General features: G+C 70.7%; 19 protein-coding genes. 12 read left to right on the top strand and 7 right to left on the bottom strand.

From position 1 onward, the window contains the following. Positions 1-48: 48 nt before the first annotated feature. Positions 49-852, bottom strand: coding sequence for an SDR family NAD(P)-dependent oxidoreductase (locus AB0P41_RS24105; RefSeq protein ID WP_365934085.1), 804 nt, complete (start codon positions 850-852; stop codon positions 49-51). Positions 853-1247: 395 nt separating this feature from the next. Here AB0P41_RS24105 and AB0P41_RS24110 point away from each other — a divergent pair, with 395 nt between their 5' ends. Then, a complete protein-coding gene (locus AB0P41_RS24110) occupies positions 1248-2390 on the top strand; it encodes an aromatic acid exporter family protein (protein ID WP_365934087.1) in 1143 nt (380 codons plus the stop codon). Positions 2391-3010: 620 nt separating this feature from the next. Next, positions 3011-4288, top strand: coding sequence for an alpha-L-fucosidase (locus tag AB0P41_RS24115; protein WP_365934089.1), 1278 nt, complete (start codon positions 3011-3013; stop codon positions 4286-4288). A gap of 43 nt (positions 4289-4331) precedes the next feature. Here AB0P41_RS24115 and AB0P41_RS24120 read toward each other — a convergent pair whose 3' ends face one another. Further along, entirely contained in the window at positions 4332-5297 is a 966-nt protein-coding gene (locus AB0P41_RS24120) for a pirin family protein (protein ID WP_365934091.1), read from the bottom strand. A 120-nt stretch (positions 5298-5417) separates the two neighbouring features. Between AB0P41_RS24120 and AB0P41_RS24125 the strand changes: the two genes are divergently transcribed. Then, entirely contained in the window at positions 5418-5795 is a 378-nt protein-coding gene (locus AB0P41_RS24125) for a tetratricopeptide repeat protein (RefSeq protein WP_356711056.1), read from the top strand. Between the two features lie 155 nt (positions 5796-5950). Here the strand turns inward: AB0P41_RS24125 and AB0P41_RS24130 are convergent, their stop codons facing one another. Beyond that, positions 5951-6625, bottom strand: coding sequence for a 4'-phosphopantetheinyl transferase superfamily protein (locus AB0P41_RS24130; protein ID WP_365934094.1), 675 nt, complete (start codon positions 6623-6625; stop codon positions 5951-5953). Further along, entirely contained in the window at positions 6622-7527 is a 906-nt protein-coding gene (locus AB0P41_RS24135; RefSeq protein ID WP_365934095.1) for a metallophosphoesterase, read from the bottom strand. Before AB0P41_RS24135 ends, AB0P41_RS24130 begins: the two co-directional genes overlap by 4 nt. Before the next feature lie 153 nt (positions 7528-7680). Here AB0P41_RS24135 and AB0P41_RS24140 point away from each other — a divergent pair, with 153 nt between their 5' ends. From AB0P41_RS24140 to AB0P41_RS24160, 5 genes are all read left to right on the top strand, one after another. Then, on the top strand, positions 7681-8568 hold the full coding sequence (locus tag AB0P41_RS24140; RefSeq protein ID WP_365934096.1) for an SDR family oxidoreductase: 888 nt from the start codon (positions 7681-7683) through the stop codon (positions 8566-8568). Positions 8569-8607: 39 nt separating this feature from the next. Beyond that, on the top strand, positions 8608-10095 hold the full coding sequence (locus AB0P41_RS24145; protein ID WP_365934098.1) for an ornithine decarboxylase: 1488 nt from the start codon (positions 8608-8610) through the stop codon (positions 10093-10095). Between the two features lie 51 nt (positions 10096-10146). Continuing rightward, positions 10147-10518, top strand: a complete 372-nt coding sequence (locus AB0P41_RS24150; RefSeq protein ID WP_365934100.1) for a VOC family protein — start codon at positions 10147-10149, stop codon at positions 10516-10518. A 129-nt stretch (positions 10519-10647) separates the two neighbouring features. Beyond that, entirely contained in the window at positions 10648-11184 is a 537-nt protein-coding gene (locus AB0P41_RS24155) for an isochorismatase family cysteine hydrolase (protein WP_356711068.1), read from the top strand. Between the two features lie 133 nt (positions 11185-11317). Beyond that, the gene (locus AB0P41_RS24160; RefSeq protein WP_365934102.1) at positions 11318-11917 is read left to right on the top strand and encodes an NAD(P)H-dependent oxidoreductase; all 600 of its coding nucleotides are present in this window, start codon (positions 11318-11320) and stop codon (positions 11915-11917) included. A gap of 98 nt (positions 11918-12015) precedes the next feature. Here AB0P41_RS24160 and AB0P41_RS24165 read toward each other — a convergent pair whose 3' ends face one another. Then, a complete protein-coding gene (locus AB0P41_RS24165; protein ID WP_356711072.1) occupies positions 12016-13191 on the bottom strand; it encodes an epoxide hydrolase family protein in 1176 nt (391 codons plus the stop codon). Positions 13192-13360: 169 nt separating this feature from the next. On the opposite strand from AB0P41_RS24165, the gene AB0P41_RS24170 reads away from it, so the two are divergent. Continuing rightward, on the top strand, positions 13361-14572 hold the full coding sequence (locus AB0P41_RS24170) for a phospholipase D-like domain-containing protein (RefSeq protein WP_365934105.1): 1212 nt from the start codon (positions 13361-13363) through the stop codon (positions 14570-14572). Positions 14573-14635: 63 nt separating this feature from the next. On the opposite strand, the gene AB0P41_RS24175 is transcribed toward AB0P41_RS24170, so the two are convergent. Then, positions 14636-14923, bottom strand: coding sequence for a DUF4190 domain-containing protein (locus tag AB0P41_RS24175; RefSeq protein ID WP_365934107.1), 288 nt, complete (start codon positions 14921-14923; stop codon positions 14636-14638). Positions 14924-15079: 156 nt separating this feature from the next. Between AB0P41_RS24175 and AB0P41_RS24180 the strand changes: the two genes are divergently transcribed. Then, entirely contained in the window at positions 15080-15508 is a 429-nt protein-coding gene (locus AB0P41_RS24180; protein ID WP_356711079.1) for a hypothetical protein, read from the top strand. 119 nt (positions 15509-15627) lie between these two features. After that, positions 15628-16221: a short chain dehydrogenase gene (locus AB0P41_RS24185; RefSeq protein ID WP_356711081.1), complete on the top strand. Its 594-nt coding sequence runs from the start codon at positions 15628-15630 to the stop codon at positions 16219-16221. 24 nt (positions 16222-16245) lie between these two features. Here AB0P41_RS24185 and AB0P41_RS24190 read toward each other — a convergent pair whose 3' ends face one another. Then, positions 16246-17196 carry a MerR family transcriptional regulator gene (locus AB0P41_RS24190; RefSeq protein WP_356711083.1) on the bottom strand — a complete coding sequence of 317 codons (951 nt, stop codon included), beginning with the start codon at positions 17194-17196 and terminating at the stop codon, positions 16246-16248. 93 nt (positions 17197-17289) lie between these two features. Between AB0P41_RS24190 and AB0P41_RS24195 the strand changes: the two genes are divergently transcribed. Then, entirely contained in the window at positions 17290-18813 is a 1524-nt protein-coding gene (locus AB0P41_RS24195) for an alpha/beta hydrolase (protein WP_365934110.1), read from the top strand. The last annotated feature ends 41 nt before the right edge of the window (positions 18814-18854 follow it).

Raw genomic sequence — 18854 nt, forward strand, 5'->3', positions numbered from 1 at the left:
GTCGTCGGCGGCCGGTACACGGATCTCGTGAGTCGCGGCTGCGGCAGCTCATCCGCGGCTGCCACGGGCCGCCGTGCGGACCGCCAGCTCCGCAGCCGACAGGTCTTCGAGCGGCGACACGTCCGGAAGGCCGGGCACGCACACCACTCGGCCGTCGTCCAGCGCGGCCAGCGATGCGTCGATCACCTGGTCCACGGGCATTCCTCCGTCCGCGTGAACGGACTGCTCACGTCCGCCGACGGGTGCCTCACCGCGTGAACGGTGGAACTCGGTGGCGGTGAGGCCGGGGCACAGCACTTGAATACGCAGGGACGACCCCGCCAGCTCGGCGGCGAGGGTCCGGGTGAAGGTGACCACGTATCCCTTGGTTCCCGCGTAGACCGCGCGCTCGGGCAGTGGCCGTGGCGGGAGAGAACCGGCGAATGCCAGCTGGGAGGCCACATTGACCACCGTGCCCCGGCCCTGTCGCAGCATGGCCGGGACCGCCGCCCGTGCCAGGGCGGTGACGGAGAGCACGTTGACGTTCATCACCTTGGCCATCAGCGCAGGATCGAGCTCAGCGAAGGGGCCGTACCCGTTGATCCCCGCGTTGTTCAGCAGGAACCCGATGTCGCCCTGCCCCGCACGGCTCGCCACGGTCGCCAGGCCGCCGGGATGTGACAGATCCGCCACCAGCGTCTCCACAGCCGTTCCGGTCCCACTTCGGAGCCGCACCGCCATGTCGTCGAGCCGCTCTTCCCTGCGGGCCACCAGGACGGTGTCCCAGCCCTGGGCGGCCAGCCGTGCCGCATACGCCGCCCCGATGCCCGAGGAAGCTCCCGTGACCAGTGCCTTGCCGCGCCGCGTGCCCATCGCCTCTCCTCTCCACGGCCTCGCGCCACAAGTGATCGCCGGGCAGAACACGCGGCCGTGGGGAGGCCCTCTGTCCGTGCGCGCCTGCTGACGAGTGAGACCTGCGAGGCCGGGCACCCGTGACCGGTGGGGCCCGACGAACGCACCCTACGCCGACCGGGTGCCGGAGCGTCCGCCCCGACCCCCTCCGAAGGATGGCACATGGCGCCGGACCGGCTCAGACATCACATACGCGGTGCGACCGGCACCTGGGTGGTGCCCGGAGCACCAGGATGCGTACAGCGGGCGGTTCGGCTCAGGCCGGCGGCAGGCTACGGAACTATGAGAGCCGAAGGACACGAGGGATGACTCCTGGCACGACGACCGGGCGAACCGTTACGGGAAGGCTCACCGGGTTGACCCAGTGGTGGCGGCGCGCCCTGTCCTACTCCGGAGACGAACGCGACACGCTCCTGGTGATCGGGAAGAGCGCCCTCGCCGCCACCCTGGCCTGGGTGATCTCGTACGACGTCCTCGACTCCCACTCGCCGGCGTTCGCCCCGTTCTCAGCGGTGCTGATCATGCAGGTGACCGTCTACCGCTCGGTTCTGCAGTCACTGCGCTACGTCGGCGCGGTGATCGCGGGCGTGCTCGTGCAGGGCGCCCTCGGTTTCCTCGCCGGCCCGGACCTGCTGACCTTCGTGCTCGTCGCCCTCATCGCCCTCGCCATAGGCCGCTGGCACGTCCTGGGCGTCCAGGGGCCGCAAGTCGCCACCGCCGCCTTCTTCGCCTTCTCGACCTACACCTCTTCGTCCACAGACGCCCAGCGCTTCCACCGGCTGGGAGAAATCGTCGTCCTCGTTCTCATCGGCTGCGCGATCGGCACCGTCGTCAACGTCCTCGTGGCCCCGCCGCTGCGCTATCGCAGCGCCGAGTACGGTATCCGCAACCTCGCCCACTCCCTCCACAGCCTTCTCGCCGACATGCATCCCGTCCTTGCCGAAGGCGTACCCGATCTGGACACCACCGGAGAGTGGCGAGCCCGCGCGGAACGCACCGAAGACGTGATCGGACAGGCCCGGTCACGACTCCGGACAGCCAAGGAAAGCGCTCTGCTCAATCCACGCCGTCTGCTGCGCCCCTACCGGAAACATCCTGGTTTCCAGGGCTACGAGGCTGTGCTCGGTGCCCTGGAACGCACGCTCTACCAGATGGCCTCCCTCACCCGCGGTCTCGACCGCACCCGCGAGGAGGACGAGGCCCATCGGCCGTTCCTCCAGCGTTACGCGGCGTTCCTGAAGTCCGTCGGCGCAATCGCGGAGGTGCTGACGACTCTGGACGAGACCACCTTGCGCCCGCAGGCGAAACGGCTGCAGCGCCTTGCCGACGAGGCCGAAGCACGCCGCGACGAGCTGGTCGAGGAAACCCGCCGGCTGTCCGTGTCCCTCACCGATCCCTCCGCCCTGTACGGCATCCTCGTCGTCGAGGCGACGCGGCTCATGGAGGAATTCCGGTACACCGGCGAAGTCCTCCTCGAAGCCGCGAGGGACACGGACTGAGGTGGATCCGCTGCCCTTGCGGCCCCGGCTGGGTCAGCATGGGTGCATGAGATTCGTAACGCTCAACACCTGGGGCATGCGCGGTGAGTGGAAGGAGCGTGAGACCCGGCTCCGTGCTCGCGTCGAGGAGCTCGCGCCGGACATCATGACACGGCAGGAGACGGTGCGGGCACCCGGTGTCCAACAGGCGCGGAGGCTGCTGGGTGACGAGTTCCACATCGTCGGGGGACAGGAGCGGGAGCACGGGCGAGCGGGCGCGCCCCCCGGGGGCAGGGGATCACTACGGCGTCCCGATGGCCTTTCGGGCGGACGTCTGAAGTCGGCCTCAACCTCACAGACCGCACGGGCGATTTCCCCTGCACGTGCCTCGTCACAGCAGCCGTGGCACGCGAACTGGAGGAGACGGTGACGGTCTCGCCCGGGCACGTGATCATCGCCGGCGACATGGACGCCGACGCCCATGCGGACAGCATCCGCATCCTCATGTCGTCAGCGCTCCTGCGTCATCGCGTGGGATACCGGGGCCCGAACGTTCGGGCCGTACCGCTGGGGGAAAATGGGACGACGGACGGTGTGCCGGCCCGGCGCGTCCGGGTCGGCGCCGAGAAAGGTGTTGCCCGATGCCCATGCAGTCCTGGTTCTCCGACGCGAAGCTCGGAATCTTCGTCCACTACGGCATCTACGCCGTCGAGGGGGTCCCCGAGTCCTGGGCCTTCTACACAGGACAGGTTTCGCACGAGCAGTACATGAAGCAGCTCGGCGGTTTCACAGCCGCGCGCTACGACCCGCGCGGCTGGGCGGCCCTGTTCGCGCGTGCCGGTGCGCGCTACGCAGTCCTGACGGCGCGTCACCATGACGGTGTGGCCCTGTGGGACACCGGATTCGGCGAGCTGGACGTCGTCCGGCACTCGCCCGCCGGACGTGATCTGGTCGGTCCGTACGCGACGGCGCTGCGCGAGCAAGGTCTCAAGGTCGGCCTGTACTACTCCCACTCCGACTGGAACCACCCCGACTACGCGAGCGTCCTGCACCCGCACCCCTCCCCCACCCACGCGGACGTGCTGACAAGCCGCTGGGTCGCGCCCCGGGGCGGGGTGGAGGACCCGGATGCCTGGGCCCGCTATCTCGCCTACCGTGACGGCCAGGTCGGCGAGCTCGTCGACCGGTACCGCCCGGATCTCCTCTGGTTCGACGGCGAGTGGGAACGTGCCGAGGAGCAGTGGGGCACGGACGCTCTCGCCGCCCGCGTTCTCGGAGCCAATCCGGACACGGTGTGCAACGCGCGGCTGATCGGCCACGGGGACTACGCCACCCCGGAACAGGGAGTACCGCTGCGCGCTCCGGACGGGCCGTGGGAGCTCTGCCTGACGGTGAACGACTCCTGGGGGTTCCAGCCCGGCGACACGAACCACAAGTCGGTGCGGCAACTGGTGCGGTACTTCGCGGAGACGATCGGGACGGGCGGCAATCTGCTGCTCGGGGTCGGCCCCCAGGAGGACGGCACCGTACCGGACGAGCAGGCGGCACGCCTCGAAGGGCTCGGCGCTTGGATCGCGGCGCACCGCGAAGCGGTGTACGGGACCGTCGCGGGCCTGCCGGCCGGGCACCACTACGGGCCGAGCACCCTGTCCGCCGACCGTCGCACCCTCTACCTGTTCTGCTTCGACCCGCCGCGCGAGTACGTAGCCGTGCGCGGGCTGCGCAGCCGCGTGAGGCGGGTGTCGGTGGTCGGCACCGGCGCGCCCCTGGCGCACCGCCTCGTCGGCGGTCTCCACGACGTGCCGGGCGTCGCCTGGATCGACGCGCCGGCCTCGCGGGACGTCGACGCGTACGCGACCGTGCTCGCGCTGGAACTCGACGGTGAACTCGACGTCTACCACGGTTCGGGCCGTACCTGAACCGCTGCCGCACTCTCTTACCCCCCGTGCTCATCAGCCCAGATCAGCGCACCCGTCCTCGCGGTTTCAGCGCCACCGGCGGTAGTGCGGGGGCGGGCAGTCGGCCGCCGTCGTAGCCCTGGACCTCACCGAAGCGGGAGCCCTCCGTCCACGCCTGCCGGGCCTCCTCGATCTCCTCGTGCGACCGCCCGATGAAGTTCCACCACATGACGATCTCCTCCTCGAACGGCTCACCGCCGAGGAGCATCAGCCCGGCTTCGGACTCGGCACGCAGCGGCAGTTCGGTGCGGCCGCAGCCCAGGTAGAGCATCGACCCCGGAGTGACCGGGACGCCGTCGACATGGGCCTCGCCGGACATCGACAGCACGGCGTACTCGAAGTCGGGGTCGAGCGGCAGCCGGGCCTCCGCGCCGGTGGTCAGGGCCAGGTCGGCTCCGAGGATGGGGGTGTAGGAGCGGCCGGGCGAGACGGCGCCGTCGAGTTCACCCAGGATCACGGTGGCGGTGACCCCCGGCGCCGTGACGGCGGGCAGGTCGATGTGGTGCTGGAAGTGCGGCTCGACATGCCGGTCGGCGGCGGGCAGGGCCACCCAGAGCTGGGCACCGTGCAGAAACCTGGCGTGCGGCTTCGGGCTCTCCTCGGAGTGGCTGATGGCCCTGCCGGAGGTCATCAGGCCCAGCTCCCGCGGCCGGATCTGCTGGAGGCTGCCCAGGCTGTCCCGGTGCAGCACCTCCCCCTCGTGCAGCCAGCTGACCGTCTGCAGTCCCATGTGGGGGTGCGGCGGCACCTGCATCCCGGGCTCGTCGGCGATGTCGTCGGGGCCGTAGTGATCCACGAACGCCCAGGCGCCGACCATGCGGCGTCCCAGGTTCGGCAGCAGTCTGCGCACCTCGGTGGATTCGCCGAGCTGGACACGGCGCGGGGTGAGGAGTTCACGTACGGGTTCGGCGACGACGAAGCCGCGTCCTCCGCAGACGGAGAGAGCGGCCTGGCGATCGAGATTGCTCATGGCGCACAACCTATTCCGGTACGGCCGTGGAGCGACGCTCCCCACGCGCAATATTTAGTGGAATGTTCAACCACTGATCGGTGTTGACGGGGCTGAAGACATCATGGTCGAGGAGGAGAAGTGGACGACACCTACTACGAGTTCGGCACGCCGGCCGACCGCTGGGACCGGGCCCGGCTGTTCTTCGATGCGAAGGAGTACCTGACCGCCGCCCGGATCCTCGGCGGGCTGGTGCGGGAGGTACCGGAGCAGGTGGCGCCGCGGCTGCTGCTGGCGCGCTCCTACTACCACTCGGCCAGGCTCGCCAAGGCCGAGGCCGAGCTGCGCGAGGTGCTGGAGCGCAGTCCTGTCGAGGACTATGCGCGGCTGATGCTCGGGCGCACCCTCGAACGTCAGGGCCGGCACGCCGAGGCCGCCCCCCACCTGCGGATGGCTCACGCGATGACCGGGGACCTCGGACCCGGACTTCTCGAGCGGGAGCAGCCGGACCAGGGATGACACGCACGTACCGCGCCGGGGGCGAGGCTTCACTCCCCCAGCCCCCGGCCGGGCCACCGTTTCGGCTTTCGGCACCCGGCCCGGCCATTCGGCCATCAGCGCCGCCTCAGCCGTACCGAGCCCGGAACCGCGCGACCGGCACAGCGGGGCGCCCGTCACCCGGAAGGGCTCTCCGGCAGCACGATCGCGGTCACCACGAAGCCGTCGTCGACCAGCCACCTGCCCTCGTACGACCTCGGCATCCCGGGCGCCGTCAGCAGAAGGTTCGCGACGAACGTGCCTTCGGTGGCGCTGTCCGCGCTCACGTGGAAGCTGATGTCCGCCTCGTCGAAGCCGAGTTCGATCCGGGTGGGCGGGAACCACGTCTTGAAGACGCTCTCCTTGGCGCTGAACAGCAGCCGGTCCCAGTGGATCGCCGGGCTGTCCGCCGTGTCCTGGAGCATCCTCGCCCGTTCCGAAGGCAGTGAGATCACCTCCCACACACCGGGCGGGAGGGGCTCGTCGGGTTCGGCGTCGATGCCGACAGCCCGTACGTCGGAGGCCCTTGCCAGGACCGCCGCGCGATAACCCACGCAGTGCGTCATGCTGCCGACGATTCCGTCCGGCCACAACGGCACCCCTCGGTGGCCGGTCAGCACCGGGGCCGGAGGCAGCCCCAGGACGGCCATGGCACGTCGTGCGCAGGCGCGGACGGCCGCGAACTCGTGCCGGCGCCGGTCCACGCTCGCGGCCACCAGCCGCGCCTCCTCCGGGTACAGGCTGCCCGGCGGGGCGTCCGTGTCGTAGGTGTCCGCGCACGCGACGTACGCGGGAAGGAGACGTTCGATCACGGGGTGTCGCCCCTCGCGGCCGTGGGCGCTTCTCCCTCGTACGGAAGGATCTGCCGCAGCAGGCCCCGCGGGTGGCCCCGCTTCCGCCACTCCCTGGGGTAGCCGATCGAGACCTCCTCGAACCGCACGCCGTCGTGCCAGGTCGTCCGGGGGATGTGGAGGTGCCCGTAGACGACGGCCGCGACGTTGAAGCGCCGGTGCCAGTCGGCGGTGAGCTCCGTTCCGCACCACTGGGCGAACTCCGGGTACCACATCACGGAGGTGGGTTCGCGCAGCAGAGGCCAGTGTCCGGCGATGACGAGCGGTACCTCCGGGTCGTGCGCGGCCAGCCGCTGCTCGGTCAGTGCCACCCGTGCCCGGCACCAGTCGTCGCGGGCCGGATAGGGGTCGGGGTGCAGCAGGTATTCGTCGGTACAGACCACGCCCGCCTCGTGGGCGCGGGCCAGGGACTCCTCCTTGGTCGTCGTCCCCGGGGCCCTGAAGGAGTAGTCGTAGAGAAGGAAGACAGGGGCCACCGCCACGGGCCCTCCGGCGCCCTGCCACAGGGGGTAGGGGTCCTCGGGGGTGGTCACGCCGAGCTCGCGGCACACCTGGACGAGGTGCTCGTAGCGCGCCCGGCCACGCAGGCGGACGGGGTCCTTGTCCACGGTCCACAGCTCGTGGTTCCCGGGAGTCCACACCACATGGGCGAACCGGCCCGCGAGCAGTTCCAGCGCGCGCTCGACCTCCTCCGCCTGTTCGGCCACATCACCCGCGACGATGAGCCAGTCCTCGTCGGAAGCCGGGTGCAGCCGGTCGGCGATGGGCCGGTTGTCGGCGATCCCGACGTGGAGATCGCTGACCGCGAGAAGCCGCCCGCCGCCTCCCGAGGGGAGAGGGGCCGGCTCGGTGGTGGAACTCATTGTTCGAATTTACCGTCTCCACGGTTCCGGCGGGGCCACTCCGCCCGACATGCCCGCTTTCCGTCCGGCCGGGATGATTGACCCGCTGCCTCCGGGGAACGCGGCGGCACAAGGCAGCACCTCCGCAGCCGTCGATGGAGAGAGGCAGACGCAGTGACCGACGCCGAACAGCCGCAGGACCCGACACAGCGCCATCCGCAGCCCGATTTCCCCCAGCAGGAACAGGAGCATCCGGGCCGGACCGGCGCGATGGATCCGACACCGGACCACGGGGAGGACTCGTACCAAGGCCATGGCCTCCTGCTCGACCGCAGGACGGTCATCACCGGTGGCGACTCCGGCATCGGCCGGGCTGTGGCCCTGGCCTTCGCGCGCGAAGGGGCGGACGTGCTGTTCACGTACCTGCCCGCCGAGAAGAGCGAGGCGGAGGAGACGTCCCGGCTCGTGGAGGAGGCCGGCCGCAGGGCGGTGGCCGTGGCGTGCGACATCCGGGACGAGAAGCAGTGCCGGGCCCTCATCGAGAAGGCCGTGTCCGAGTTCGGCCGGATCGACGTCCTGGTGAACAACGCCGCCTACCAGATGTCTCAGCCCGAGGGCATCGCCGCCATCTCGACCGAGCAGTTCGACCGTGTGGTGCGTACCAACCTGTACGGGATGTTCTGGCTGAGCAAGGCAGCGCTGCCGCACATCCCGGCCGGTGGCTCGATCATCAACACGACCTCGGTACAGGCCTACAAGCCCAGCCCCCATCTGCTGGACTACGCCATGACCAAGGGCGCCATCGTCACCTTTACCCAGGGGCTCGCCCAGATGCTGGCGTCCGACGGAATCCGCGTCAACGCCGTCGCCCCCGGACCGGTCTGGACGCCCCTCATCCCCGCGACCATGCCCGACACCACGGAGTTCGGGAAGCAGAGCCCTCTGGGGCGGCCCGCGCAGCCTGCCGAGATGGCGCCGGCCTATGTCTTCCTCGCCTCCTCGAACGCGTCGTTCATCACCGGCGAGATCATGAACGCGACCGGCGGCACGCCGCTGCCCTGACGGTGATTGCTCCGACGGAACCGAGGGAAGGCGTTGCCCATGCGTGCAAACCATCATGAAGCACCCGTTCTCGACGCACTGGCTGCCTACAAGGAGAAGGGCCGGCTGGCCTTCACCCCGCCGGGCCACAAGCAGGCACGCGGGGCCGATCCGGCCGTGCGGGCCGTTCTCGGAGACGCGGTGTTCTTCGGGGACGTGCTCGCGTCCGGGGGGCTGGACGACCGCCGCCAGAGCTCCAACGTCCTGCAGCGTGCCGAGCAGCTGATGGCCGACGCCGTGCACGCCGAGCACACCTTCTTCTCCACCTGCGGCAGCTCCCTGTCGGTGAAGGCCGCGATGCTCAGCGTGGCCGCCCCGCACCGGAAGCTCCTGGTCGGCCGCGACGCCCACAAGTCCGTCGTCGCCGGGCTGATCCTCTCCGGCATCGATCCCGTCTGGGTGGAACCGCAGTGGGACACCGAACGGCACCTCGCCCACGCACCGTCGGCGGACACCTTCGAGAAGGCTTTCGAGCGGCATCCGGATGCCTGTGGCGCCCTGGTGACCAGCCCCACCCCGTACGGGTCCGCCGCGGACCTGGGTGCCATCGCGGAGGTGTGCCACCGCCGGTCCAAACCCCTCATCGTCGACGAGGCGTGGGGCGCGCATCTCCCGTTCCACCCGGACCTGCCCTCCTGGGCCATGGACGCCGGAGCCGATGTCTGCGTCACCAGCATCCACAAGATGGGCAGCGGCCTGGAGCAGGGCTCGGTCTTCCACCTCCAGGGCGATCTCGTCGACCACGACACACTGGCCTCACGTGCGGACCTGCTCGGCACCACCAGCCCGTCCGTCCTGCTGTACGCGGGCATCGACGGCTGGCGGCGGCAGATGGTCCTGGAGGGACACGAACTGCTGTCCCGCGCGCTCGGTCTGGCCGGAGACGTCCGGGAGCGGATCGAGAAGATCGACGGGATGCACGTGAACGACCGCGACGACTTCTGCGGGCCGGGAAAGGCCGCGGAGTTCGATCCGCTCCCCGTGATCATCGACATCAGTGAACTGGCGACCAACGGATACCGGGCGGCCGACTGGCTCCGTACGCACCACCGGATCGACACACACATCGTCGACCATCGCCGGATCAGCGCCCAGTTCACCCACGCCGACGACGAGTCCACTGCCGGCCGCCTGCTGGAAGCCCTGCGCGACCTGTCCCGCCAGGCCCGTACGCTCGAGCCGGCACCCGCCGTGGAGATCCCGGGACCGGACGAACTGCGCCCGGACCAGGTGTGTCTGCCCCGCGACGCCTACTTCGCCGCCACCGAGGACGTACCGGTGGAGGAGGCCGTGGGACGCGTCGCCGCGGAGATGATGACCCCGTACCCGCCCGGCATCCCCACCGTCCTCCCGGGCGAGCGGCTCACCGAGCCGCTGCTCCGGTACCTGCGGTCGGGCATCGAGGCGGGCATGAACGTGCCCGACCCGGCCGACCCGACCTTGCGGACGGTGCGTGTCTGCGCGGACGGCGCGGCCCCCGGGACGTGACGGCGTGGGCCATGGAGGCGCACGCGCGACCCGACGGAAAGGACCGGAGACATGCCCATCGCCACGTACACCCTGATCGCGCTCGACTGCCGCGACCCCTGGTCGCTGGCCGGCTTCTACCAGGGCGTTTTGGGCGGTGAGATCACGAAGTACGACGACGACTGGTACGACCTGCACGTCCCGGGCGGCGTCCGCATCGCGTTCCAGAGGGCGGCCGACCACCGGCCGCCGGAGTGGCCCAGAGGAGACCGCAACTCGCAGCAGGCCCATCTGGACTTCGACGTGGTGGATGTCGAGCGGGCGCAGGAGGAGGTCCTGGCCCTCGGTGCGACGCCGCTGGACCTCGACGACCGGGGCGGTGAGCGCAGGTTCCGCGTGTACGCCGATCCGGCGGGGCATCCGTTCTGTCTCTGCTGGCAGTGAGTGCCTCCGGCGCGTCGGGGCGGACGCTGCCGGCAACCGCAGCCCCGCCCCGGTCGCGGACAGCCCGTCGACCCGAAGGCCCGTGTCCGTACCGCGTCTCGCGGCACGGCACGCCCAGAATGAGGAACCATGAGCCGAAGCGCCCTCATCGTCATCGACATGCTCAACACGTACAGCCACCCGGACGCGGAGATCCTCATTCCCTCCGTACGGGAGGCACTCCCCCGCATCGTGGACCTCATCGAACGCGCCCGCGGCGGGGGTGTGCCGGTGATCTACGTGAACGACAACTTCGGGGAGTGGCGGTCCCACCACGGCGAAATCATCGACACGACACTGTCGGGGCCGCACAGCGACCTGGTGGAGCCCGTGCTGCCGGACGACGATTCGCTCTTCGTCGTCAAGGCCAGGCACTCGATCTTCTACGAGACGCCGCTGGCCTACCTGCTGTCGCAACTGGACGTGGGCCGTGTGGTCCTCTGCGGTCAGGTCACCGAGCAGTGTGTCCTGTATTCCGCTCTCGACGCCCATATCCGCCACCTCGATGTGACGATTCCCGACGATGCCGTAGCCCACATCCATCCGGATCTGGCGGAAGCGGCGCTCCAGATGATGGAGCGCAACATGGACGCGACGATCCGGAAGACGGCGGACGTCTCATTCTGATTTCGGCGCACACGGGTACGGCTCCGTTCCGTACGGGGCATTTCTGCGGCCGCACCGAATGGAGCAGGCATTCGGAGGGCACAGTGGCGCCGGACCCGACGTGCACACCCCACCCGAAGGAGTGTTTCCAGCAATGCGTGCTCTGGCTTTCGTCTGCACCCTGAACCCCTCGCCGACCCCTTCCAGCAGCCACCTCATCGCCGACCAGGTGATGGCCGAGTTCGAGAGCCTCGGGGTGAGCGGCGAGGTGGTCCGTGTGGCCGACCACGACATCCGGCCGGGAGTGCAGCTCGACATGGGCGAGGGTGACGCCTGGCCCGCGCTGCGCGAGAAGGTCATGGCTGCCGACATCCTCCTCATCGCCACCCCCATCTGGCTCGGCCATCCGTCCAGTGTCTGCCAGCGCGTCCTTGAACGGCTGGACGCCGAACTGTCCGAGACCGACGACCAGGGCCGGCTGCTGACCTACGGCAAGGTCGCCGCAGCGGCGGTGGTGGGGAACGAGGACGGAGCGCACAAGGTGAGCTCCGATCTGTTCCAGGGCCTCAACGACCTGGGGTTCTCCCTGGCTCCCCATGCCGTCACCTACTGGGTCGGGGAGGCCATGCAGGGCACGGACTACAAGGACCTGGACGGTCCCCCCGAGGCGGTCGCGTCGACGACTCGTGCCCTTGCCGTCAACGCGGCTCATCTGGCGCGGCTGCTGACCGGCAGCCCGTACCCCGCCTCCTGACGGCTTCGCGGTCCGGCGGTCAGGGCGGCTGCACCTCGCCGAAGAGGGCGAGCGCGGCGGAGGGGTCCGGACTCACGAGGCGTTCCACGGCAGTGTCGTCAGCCCCTCGCCGCCGTGCGGTAGGGGCGGAAGAAGGCGCGGAGCTCCTCCGCGTAGACCTCGGGCTCCTCGAACGGCGCGAAGTGTCCGCCACGCGCGGGTTCGGTCATGCGCACCATGTTCGTCGTGCGCTCGAGCCACGCCCGTGGCGGGCGGACGACGTCGCCGGAGAAGATCGAGAAACCGGACGGCACCTCGACCCTCCGTGCGTACTGTCCGGGCGGGACGGCGGCGTTCGCGTGGTACATGCGCATGGACGACCCGATCGTGCCGGTCAGCCAGTAGAGCGTGATGTTCGTCAGGATCTCGTCCTTCGTGAAGCTCCGCTCGACGTCACCGTCGCAGTCGCTCCAGGCCCGGAGCTTCTCCAGGATCCAGGCCGCGAGCCCGGCCGGTGAGTCGTGGAGCCCGAAGGCGGCTGTCTGGGGCTTCGTCCGGTGGATCGCGGCGTAGGCGCCCTCGGTGCCGCCCCAGGCGGTGGCGGACTCGATCCAGGCCCGCTCCTCCGGCGCGAGGTCCGCGGGGTCGCCGGTGAACCTGGGCAGGCCGCCGTCCGTGCGGTGGACGGCCACGACCCGGGTGGGGTGGTCCAGGGCCAGAAAGCGGCTCACGTGACTGCCGAGGTCCCCGCCCGCCGCGCCGAACCGCTCGTAGCCAAGGACGGTCATGAGCTCGGCCCAGAGGCCGGCCACGGCGATCGAGTCGAGGGGAGCCCCGACGGGCCGGTCGGAGTATCCGAAGCCCGGGATGTCGGGCACGACCACGTCGAACGCGTCGGCCGGGTCGCCGCCGTGCGCGCCCGGGTCGGTGAGGAGGGGGACGACCTTGGAGTAGCGCCAGAACGAGTCCGGCCATCCATGGCTGAGGACCAGCGGCAGGGCCTGCCCGGGAGGGGCTGCGGCTCTGGCGTGCACGAAGTGGACCCCGAGGCCTCCCAGCGGAACGCGGAAGCGGGGAAGCCGGGCGAGCGCCGCCTCCTGCGCCGGCCAGTCGAAGTCCTCCGCCCAGTAGGCGACGAGTTCACGCAGGTAGGCCAGGTCGGTACCCAGCGACCACCCGGCGTCCTCGGGGGCGTCGGGCCAGCGCGTCGCGCGGAGCCGTGTGCGCAGGTCCTGGAGCGCGGCGGGGTCGGCCTTCTGGACGAACGGCTCGGGGCGGGGCTGGGTTTCCGGCATGGACGCATCCTAGAAGGCCGCACCGTGGCCCGGAAGCCGGAAGTCTTCCGCAGCGCAGGGGCCGTTCGCCGGCCCGTCGGCGGCCGGAACTCAGCGGGCCGTACCGGAGTCCGCCGACGCCAGGAGTACAGTCGCCGTGCCCAGTCGCCCCGGATCCCCCAGGTGAGAGATGTCCAGCCACATAGACGAGCGGTCCACGCACGACAGATCCGATGCGGAGCTCTACGCCGCGCGGGCGCAACGGCTCCGGCGGCGGCTGGAACGTCTGATCGGCATCGCCGCCACCGAGGGCAACAAGCTCGTGCCGCTCCGCAACGGGGACCAGATCTTCGCGTCGATGCTGGAGTCCATCCGTGGTGCCGAGCACACCGTTGACATGATGACGTTCGTGTACTGGCGCGGGGACATCGCCCGCGAGTTCGCGGAGGCGCTGTCTGAGCGGGCGCGCGCCGGGGTGCGGGTGCGGCTCCTGCTGGACGGATTCGGCTGCCGGCTCATCGAGAAGGCCCAGTTGGCGATGATGGACGAGGCCGGGGTGGAGGTGGCGTGGTTCCGCAAACCGTTGTACCTCTCGCCGCTCAAGCAGAACCACCGCTGCCATCGCAAGGTCCTCATCACGGACGAGGAGACGGCGTTCACCGGCGGGGTCGGGATAGCCGAGGAATGGTGCGGCGACGCCCGCGACGAGAACGAGTGGCGCGACACCCATGTGCGGGTGCAGGGTCCGGCGGTGGACGGACTGGCCGCCGCGTTCGCGCAGAACTGGGCGGAGTGTCACGACGAGCTGTTCACCGACCGGGACAGGTTCGTCGACGCCACGGATCACGGCGACTCCGTGGTCCAGGTGGTACGCGGCTCCGCCGGCTTCGGCTGGCAGGACATGCAGACCCTGCTGCGCGTCGTTCTGGAATCGGCCGAGGAGCGGGTCCGCCTCTCCACGGCGTACTTCGCGCCCGACCCGTACTTCGTCGGGGTGCTGTGCGACGCGGCCCGCCGGGGCGTCGAGGTGGAGATCCTGCTCCCCGGGCCGCACACGGACAAGCGGGTGTGCAGGCTGGCCGGGCAGCACCACTACGAGGAGCTCAACGCCTGCGGTGTGAAGATCTACCAGTACCAGCCGACCATGCTCCACACCAAGACGCTGACGGTGGACGGCATCGCCTCGCTGATCGGGTCGACGAACTTCAACCGCCGCTCCCTCGACCACGACGAGGAGGTGATGCTCGCCGTCCTGGACAGGGAGTTCACCGCGACGCTCGACGGCCACTTCGACGAGGACGTGGAGCGGAGCACTCTGATCGACGGCGCCCGGTGGAAGCGCCGCTCACCCGCGCAGAGGGTCCGGGAGGCCGCGGTGCTGCCGATCCGCCGGTGGCTGTGACGCGTACATACGGACGCGCCACCACGAGCCGTGGCGGCGCGTCCGTGCTTCCCGTGCGGCCGGTCAGCCGCCGACGTACCAGCTGAAGCCGCCGGACGAGGCGGCCAGGGCCATCAGGACGACGAAGAGGATCACGTCGATGATGCCGAGGACGAGTCCGGCCTTCGCCATCCCGGCACCGCCCTTCGCGGGCACCTGACGCAGGCCGAAGACGCCGAGAACGATGGCGACCGGGCCGAGAATCACGCTGAAGAAGACGAGCCCCACGATTCCGCAGACCAGGCTCGCGACAGCGAGACCGTTGGTCCCGGACCTGGGAGTGGCCATGGACGAACTGTCGTAGTGCGACATCACTCTCTCCCGTCGGTTCCTCGTGCTGTGTGCTTACGGTGAAGTGCGGGTGCCCCTCCTGCCCTGCCCCAATCACCCGCTTCCGCGGGGTGTGACGGCTGCCGCCGGGGGCATACGGGCTGTCACCTGCCGCTCGGCGGATGAAGGGAGTGGTCCATGAGCGAGTCTGTCGAGACACGGCCGGAGACGACCGCGGTGATGACGGAGCCCGTGCCCGATCTACAGCTCCAGCTGCTGATCCAGCTGCTGGACAGAGAAATGCGGTCCGGCCTGCCGATCACCCTCACCCTGGCCGGTGGCGTACTCCACGGGGACGTGATCGGCCACGAGGCGTGGAAGGCGGACTGGGCGCGGAGTCTCCGTCAGGTCGAGGGCGAGGGCGCGAACCTCATAGCGGAGTTCCCGGAGACGGTGGACCAGGGGATCAGGGAGCTGAGCACCGGTGACGGCACCACGCAGCTGCCGCGCTGGATCCATCTCAGAGACGCCACCTTGGTCCTGGGTGGCACAGGGTCCCTGCGGCTTCCCCTCTGGCGGGGGCGTCTCGCCGATGTGTCGGGCTGGGCGCTGGGACGGCCGCAGTGACAGGAAGTGTCCGGGACGGGCACCGGGGCGGACTGGGTGTCCGCCCCGGCGGCTGACTGCCGTCGGCCGTCCTGGGTAAATCCGGGCGCGTGGGCAGGCCCCGCTGAGATGATCAGGGCATGAAGATACTCGTGATCGGTGCGACCGGGACGATCGGCAGTGCTGTGACCGGCGCGTTGGAGGCTTCTGACGCCTCTCATCAGGTCGTCAAGGCCTCCCGTGGCGGCCCGGTGGAGGTCGACCTGGAGGCCCCCTCCTCACTGGACAAGCTCTTCGGTGACCTGCCGGACCTCGACGCGGTGGTGTGCTGCGCCGCCAACGGCCCGCTGGTGGATCTGGCCTCGGTGACGGACGCGGAGTTCGCCGACGGGGTGCGGGGCAAGCTGCTGGGCCAGGTCGCGCTCGTCCGGCGTGCCGTACGCCATCTGCGGGACGGCGGGTCGGTCACGCTGACCGGAGGCACCTTCTCCGCCCCGCTGGCCGGCGGCTCGCTGGGCGCGCTCGTCAACACCGGCCTGGAGGGTTTCGTCCGCAACGCGGCTCCTGAGCTGCCGAGGAACCTGCGTCTGAATTTGGTCAGCCCCGGCTGGATCAAGGAGACGCTGGAGAGCATGGGGGCGGACGGGGCGGACGGCACTCCGGTCTCCGAGGTCGCCCGCGCCTATGTGACGGTCGTGGAAGGCACGGCGCGAGGACTGACCGTACGTCCGTGAACAGGGCGTGACGGTCCTGGACGGTCACGGGGTTTCCGACTGGGCCTCCAGGGCGGCGAGAAGCCAGTCGTGCGCGGACCCCGGCGTCGGCTCGGGCCGGCCTGCCGGCGGGCTGATCAGCTCGGCCGTCAGTTCCCAGTACCGGTCGAGGCGCGGGTCGGCGGCGAGCCGGCGGGCGAGAGCGCGGCGGAAGCCGGGGGTGTCCGACGTGTTCAGGGCGCTCGCGTACGCGTCCACGAAGCCGTCCAGCGCCTCCCCCGCGCAGGGCGCCCTGTCCTGGCGCATCTCGGTGGCCGCGAGGTCGTACGCCTCGGCCAGGCCGGCGTACAGTACGGCCGACTCACGGGCGCCCGCGGCTCTGTGCGCGTGGGGCTGGGTCGGCTCGTCGCCGTCGCACGGGCGGGACACCATCGCGTACAGCCGGGCGAAGGCGAGCACCTGCGCCGGATCGGGGTCCTCGGGTGGCTGCGGGACCGCCACATCCAGAAACGAGGTGACGGCCCTGGCCGGCATGCGCGGCGGCAGCCAGCCGCGCCAGAAGCGGGCCAGGGGCGCGGTGTCCGGCGGGGCGGTCACCGCGCCGATCAGCCGCAGCCGGCCCGGGCGTTCGGCCGCCGGGCACTCCTGCACCGAGCGGAGCGCCGCCTCCCGCCAGCGCAGCGCCCTCAGCTGGGAGCCCAGTTCGCGCAGTTGTCCCGCCACGGCGTCCTCCAGGGCTCCGCCCGCACGTCCCGCGGTCTCCTCCTCGTCCAGAATGCGGCGCACCGCGGAGACCGGCAGGTCCATGGTGCGCAGGGAGCGGATCATCCGTAGCCGCTCGAGGGCGCCGGGCCCGTACCTGCGGTGACCACCGGCGCTGCGGGCCGCCTCGGGCAGCAGGCCGTTGTCGGAGTAGAAGCGGACCGTCTTGACGCTGACTCCCGCCCGCTCGGCGAGTTCACCGATGCCGCACAGTCCGTCGTACGACGCGAACACTTGAACCTCCCTCAGGGGGAGGTCCTACGGTACCGGCGAGAGGGACCGGCCGATCGGCCCGGTCCGCGGACGAGGACGTGTCGAGGAGAGAGTATGACCGCGTTCATCCTGGTGTCCGGTGTGTTCACCGGCCCGCACGTGTGGGACGAGGCAGCAACGCACTTGGTGTCGGCGGGCGCCGAGGTCCATGCGGTGGCCCTGACCGGACTCGGCGGGGCCCGCCCGTCCACCGGTACGGAGATCGGTCTGGAGACGCACATCGCGGACGTCCTCGCGGTGATCGACTCGGTCGGACAGGAAGCAGGCGGGGACGTCGTGCTGGTCGGTCACGACTACGGCATCCATCCGGTCGTGGGAGCCGCCGACCGGCGGGCGGGGTCGGTCGCCCGGATCGTGTATCTGGACTCGGGGCTGCCCCAGGACGGTGTCCCGGCCCTGGCCGCCGTGCCCGACCAGGGTGTGCGCGAGGAGGTGCTGCGGGCTGCCGGAGGCGGGGCGCCCGGCGCGGCGCTGGCGCCCCCGGCACGCGACGCCTGGCAGCTCTGGGGCAGCACCGCGGACGTCCCCGGCAGTGCGCTCGACCGGCTCACCGCGCTCGCCTCGCCGCACCCCCTGGGCACGCTGCTCCAGCCGCTGCGGCTGACGGGAGCGGCGGCCGAGGTGCCCATGTCCGGAGTGCTGTGCACCGGCAACGGAGCGAGCATCGCGATGGTCCAGGCGCGTGTGAACGTCGGCGACCCCGGCCTGCGGGCGCTGGCCGTCCCTCGGGTCACCTTCCTCGAACTGTCCACGGGCCACTGGCCGATGCTGTCGGATCCCACGGCACTGGCGGTGACGTTGCTGAAGGCGGCGGCGGGCGAGGGACAGCCGCTGACCCCGGTGGACGCCACGAAGCCGCCGCCGCACCTGCTGCCGTTCCTGCTCGACGTGCCCGAGCTGCCCCGCGAGCGGACGGACAACATCGATCTGTATCTGCCGTCCGGACCCGGTGGTCCCCGTCCGGCGGTGGTGTTCGTCCACGGCGGCCCGGTGCCCGCGGAGGCGCGCCCCACCCCCCGGGACTGGCCGGTCCTCACGGGATACGCCCGCTACGCCGCCGGCCACGGAGTGGTGGGGGTGACCCTGGACCACCGTCTGCACGCCGTGACCGACTACGAGCGGGCCGCCACAGATGTGGCGGACGCGGTGGAACGGGTCCGGGCCGATCCCCGGGTGGACCCGGACCGGGTCGCTCTGTGGTTCTTCTCCGGCAGCGGGCCGCTCACCGCGGACTGGATGGCGAAGCCCCCCGCGTGGCTGCGCTGCCTGGCGGCCGACTACCCGATCATGGCGCCGCTGCCGAACTGGGGACGGCTCGACAGCCGCTTCCACCCGTCGGACGCGGTGGCGCGCGCGGGGTCCCTGCCTCTCGTACTCGTCCGGGCCGGGCTGGAGACCGCTGACATCGCGGTCACCGTGGAGGAGTTCCTCACCGCCGCTCGCCGGTGCGGGGCCGACATCGAGGTGATCGACGTCCCGAACGGCCACCACGCCTTCGAGACGATCGACCGGACCGACGAGTCACGCGACGCCGTGCACCGCGCGATGGGCAGCGTCCTGCGGCACCTGACGGCCTGAGCCCGCCGCGCCCCCGTGGTGGACGGGGGCGCGGGGCGGCA

Source organism: Streptomyces sp. NPDC079167, from assembly GCF_040686735.1.
Classification (GTDB): Bacteria; Actinomycetota; Actinomycetes; order Streptomycetales; family Streptomycetaceae; genus Streptomyces.

Coding starts and splice junctions, on each gene's coding strand:
- AB0P41_RS24105 (WP_365934085.1), bottom strand. CDS start 852: ATGGGCACGCGGCGCGGCAAGGCACTGGTCACGGGAGCTTCCTCGGGC.
- AB0P41_RS24115 (WP_365934089.1), top strand. CDS start 3,011: ATGCCCATGCAGTCCTGGTTCTCCGACGCGAAGCTCGGAATCTTCGTC.
- AB0P41_RS24120 (WP_365934091.1), bottom strand. CDS start 5,297: ATGAGCAATCTCGATCGCCAGGCCGCTCTCTCCGTCTGCGGAGGACGC.
- AB0P41_RS24135 (WP_365934095.1), bottom strand. CDS start 7,527: ATGAGTTCCACCACCGAGCCGGCCCCTCTCCCCTCGGGAGGCGGCGGG.
- AB0P41_RS24145 (WP_365934098.1), top strand. CDS start 8,608: ATGCGTGCAAACCATCATGAAGCACCCGTTCTCGACGCACTGGCTGCC.
- AB0P41_RS24150 (WP_365934100.1), top strand. CDS start 10,147: ATGCCCATCGCCACGTACACCCTGATCGCGCTCGACTGCCGCGACCCC.
- AB0P41_RS24155 (WP_356711068.1), top strand. CDS start 10,648: ATGAGCCGAAGCGCCCTCATCGTCATCGACATGCTCAACACGTACAGC.
- AB0P41_RS24160 (WP_365934102.1), top strand. CDS start 11,318: ATGCGTGCTCTGGCTTTCGTCTGCACCCTGAACCCCTCGCCGACCCCT.
- AB0P41_RS24165 (WP_356711072.1), bottom strand. CDS start 13,191: ATGCCGGAAACCCAGCCCCGCCCCGAGCCGTTCGTCCAGAAGGCCGAC.
- AB0P41_RS24170 (WP_365934105.1), top strand. CDS start 13,361: ATGTCCAGCCACATAGACGAGCGGTCCACGCACGACAGATCCGATGCG.
- AB0P41_RS24175 (WP_365934107.1), bottom strand. CDS start 14,923: ATGTCGCACTACGACAGTTCGTCCATGGCCACTCCCAGGTCCGGGACC.
- AB0P41_RS24180 (WP_356711079.1), top strand. CDS start 15,080: ATGAGCGAGTCTGTCGAGACACGGCCGGAGACGACCGCGGTGATGACG.
- AB0P41_RS24185 (WP_356711081.1), top strand. CDS start 15,628: ATGAAGATACTCGTGATCGGTGCGACCGGGACGATCGGCAGTGCTGTG.
- AB0P41_RS24195 (WP_365934110.1), top strand. CDS start 17,290: ATGACCGCGTTCATCCTGGTGTCCGGTGTGTTCACCGGCCCGCACGTG.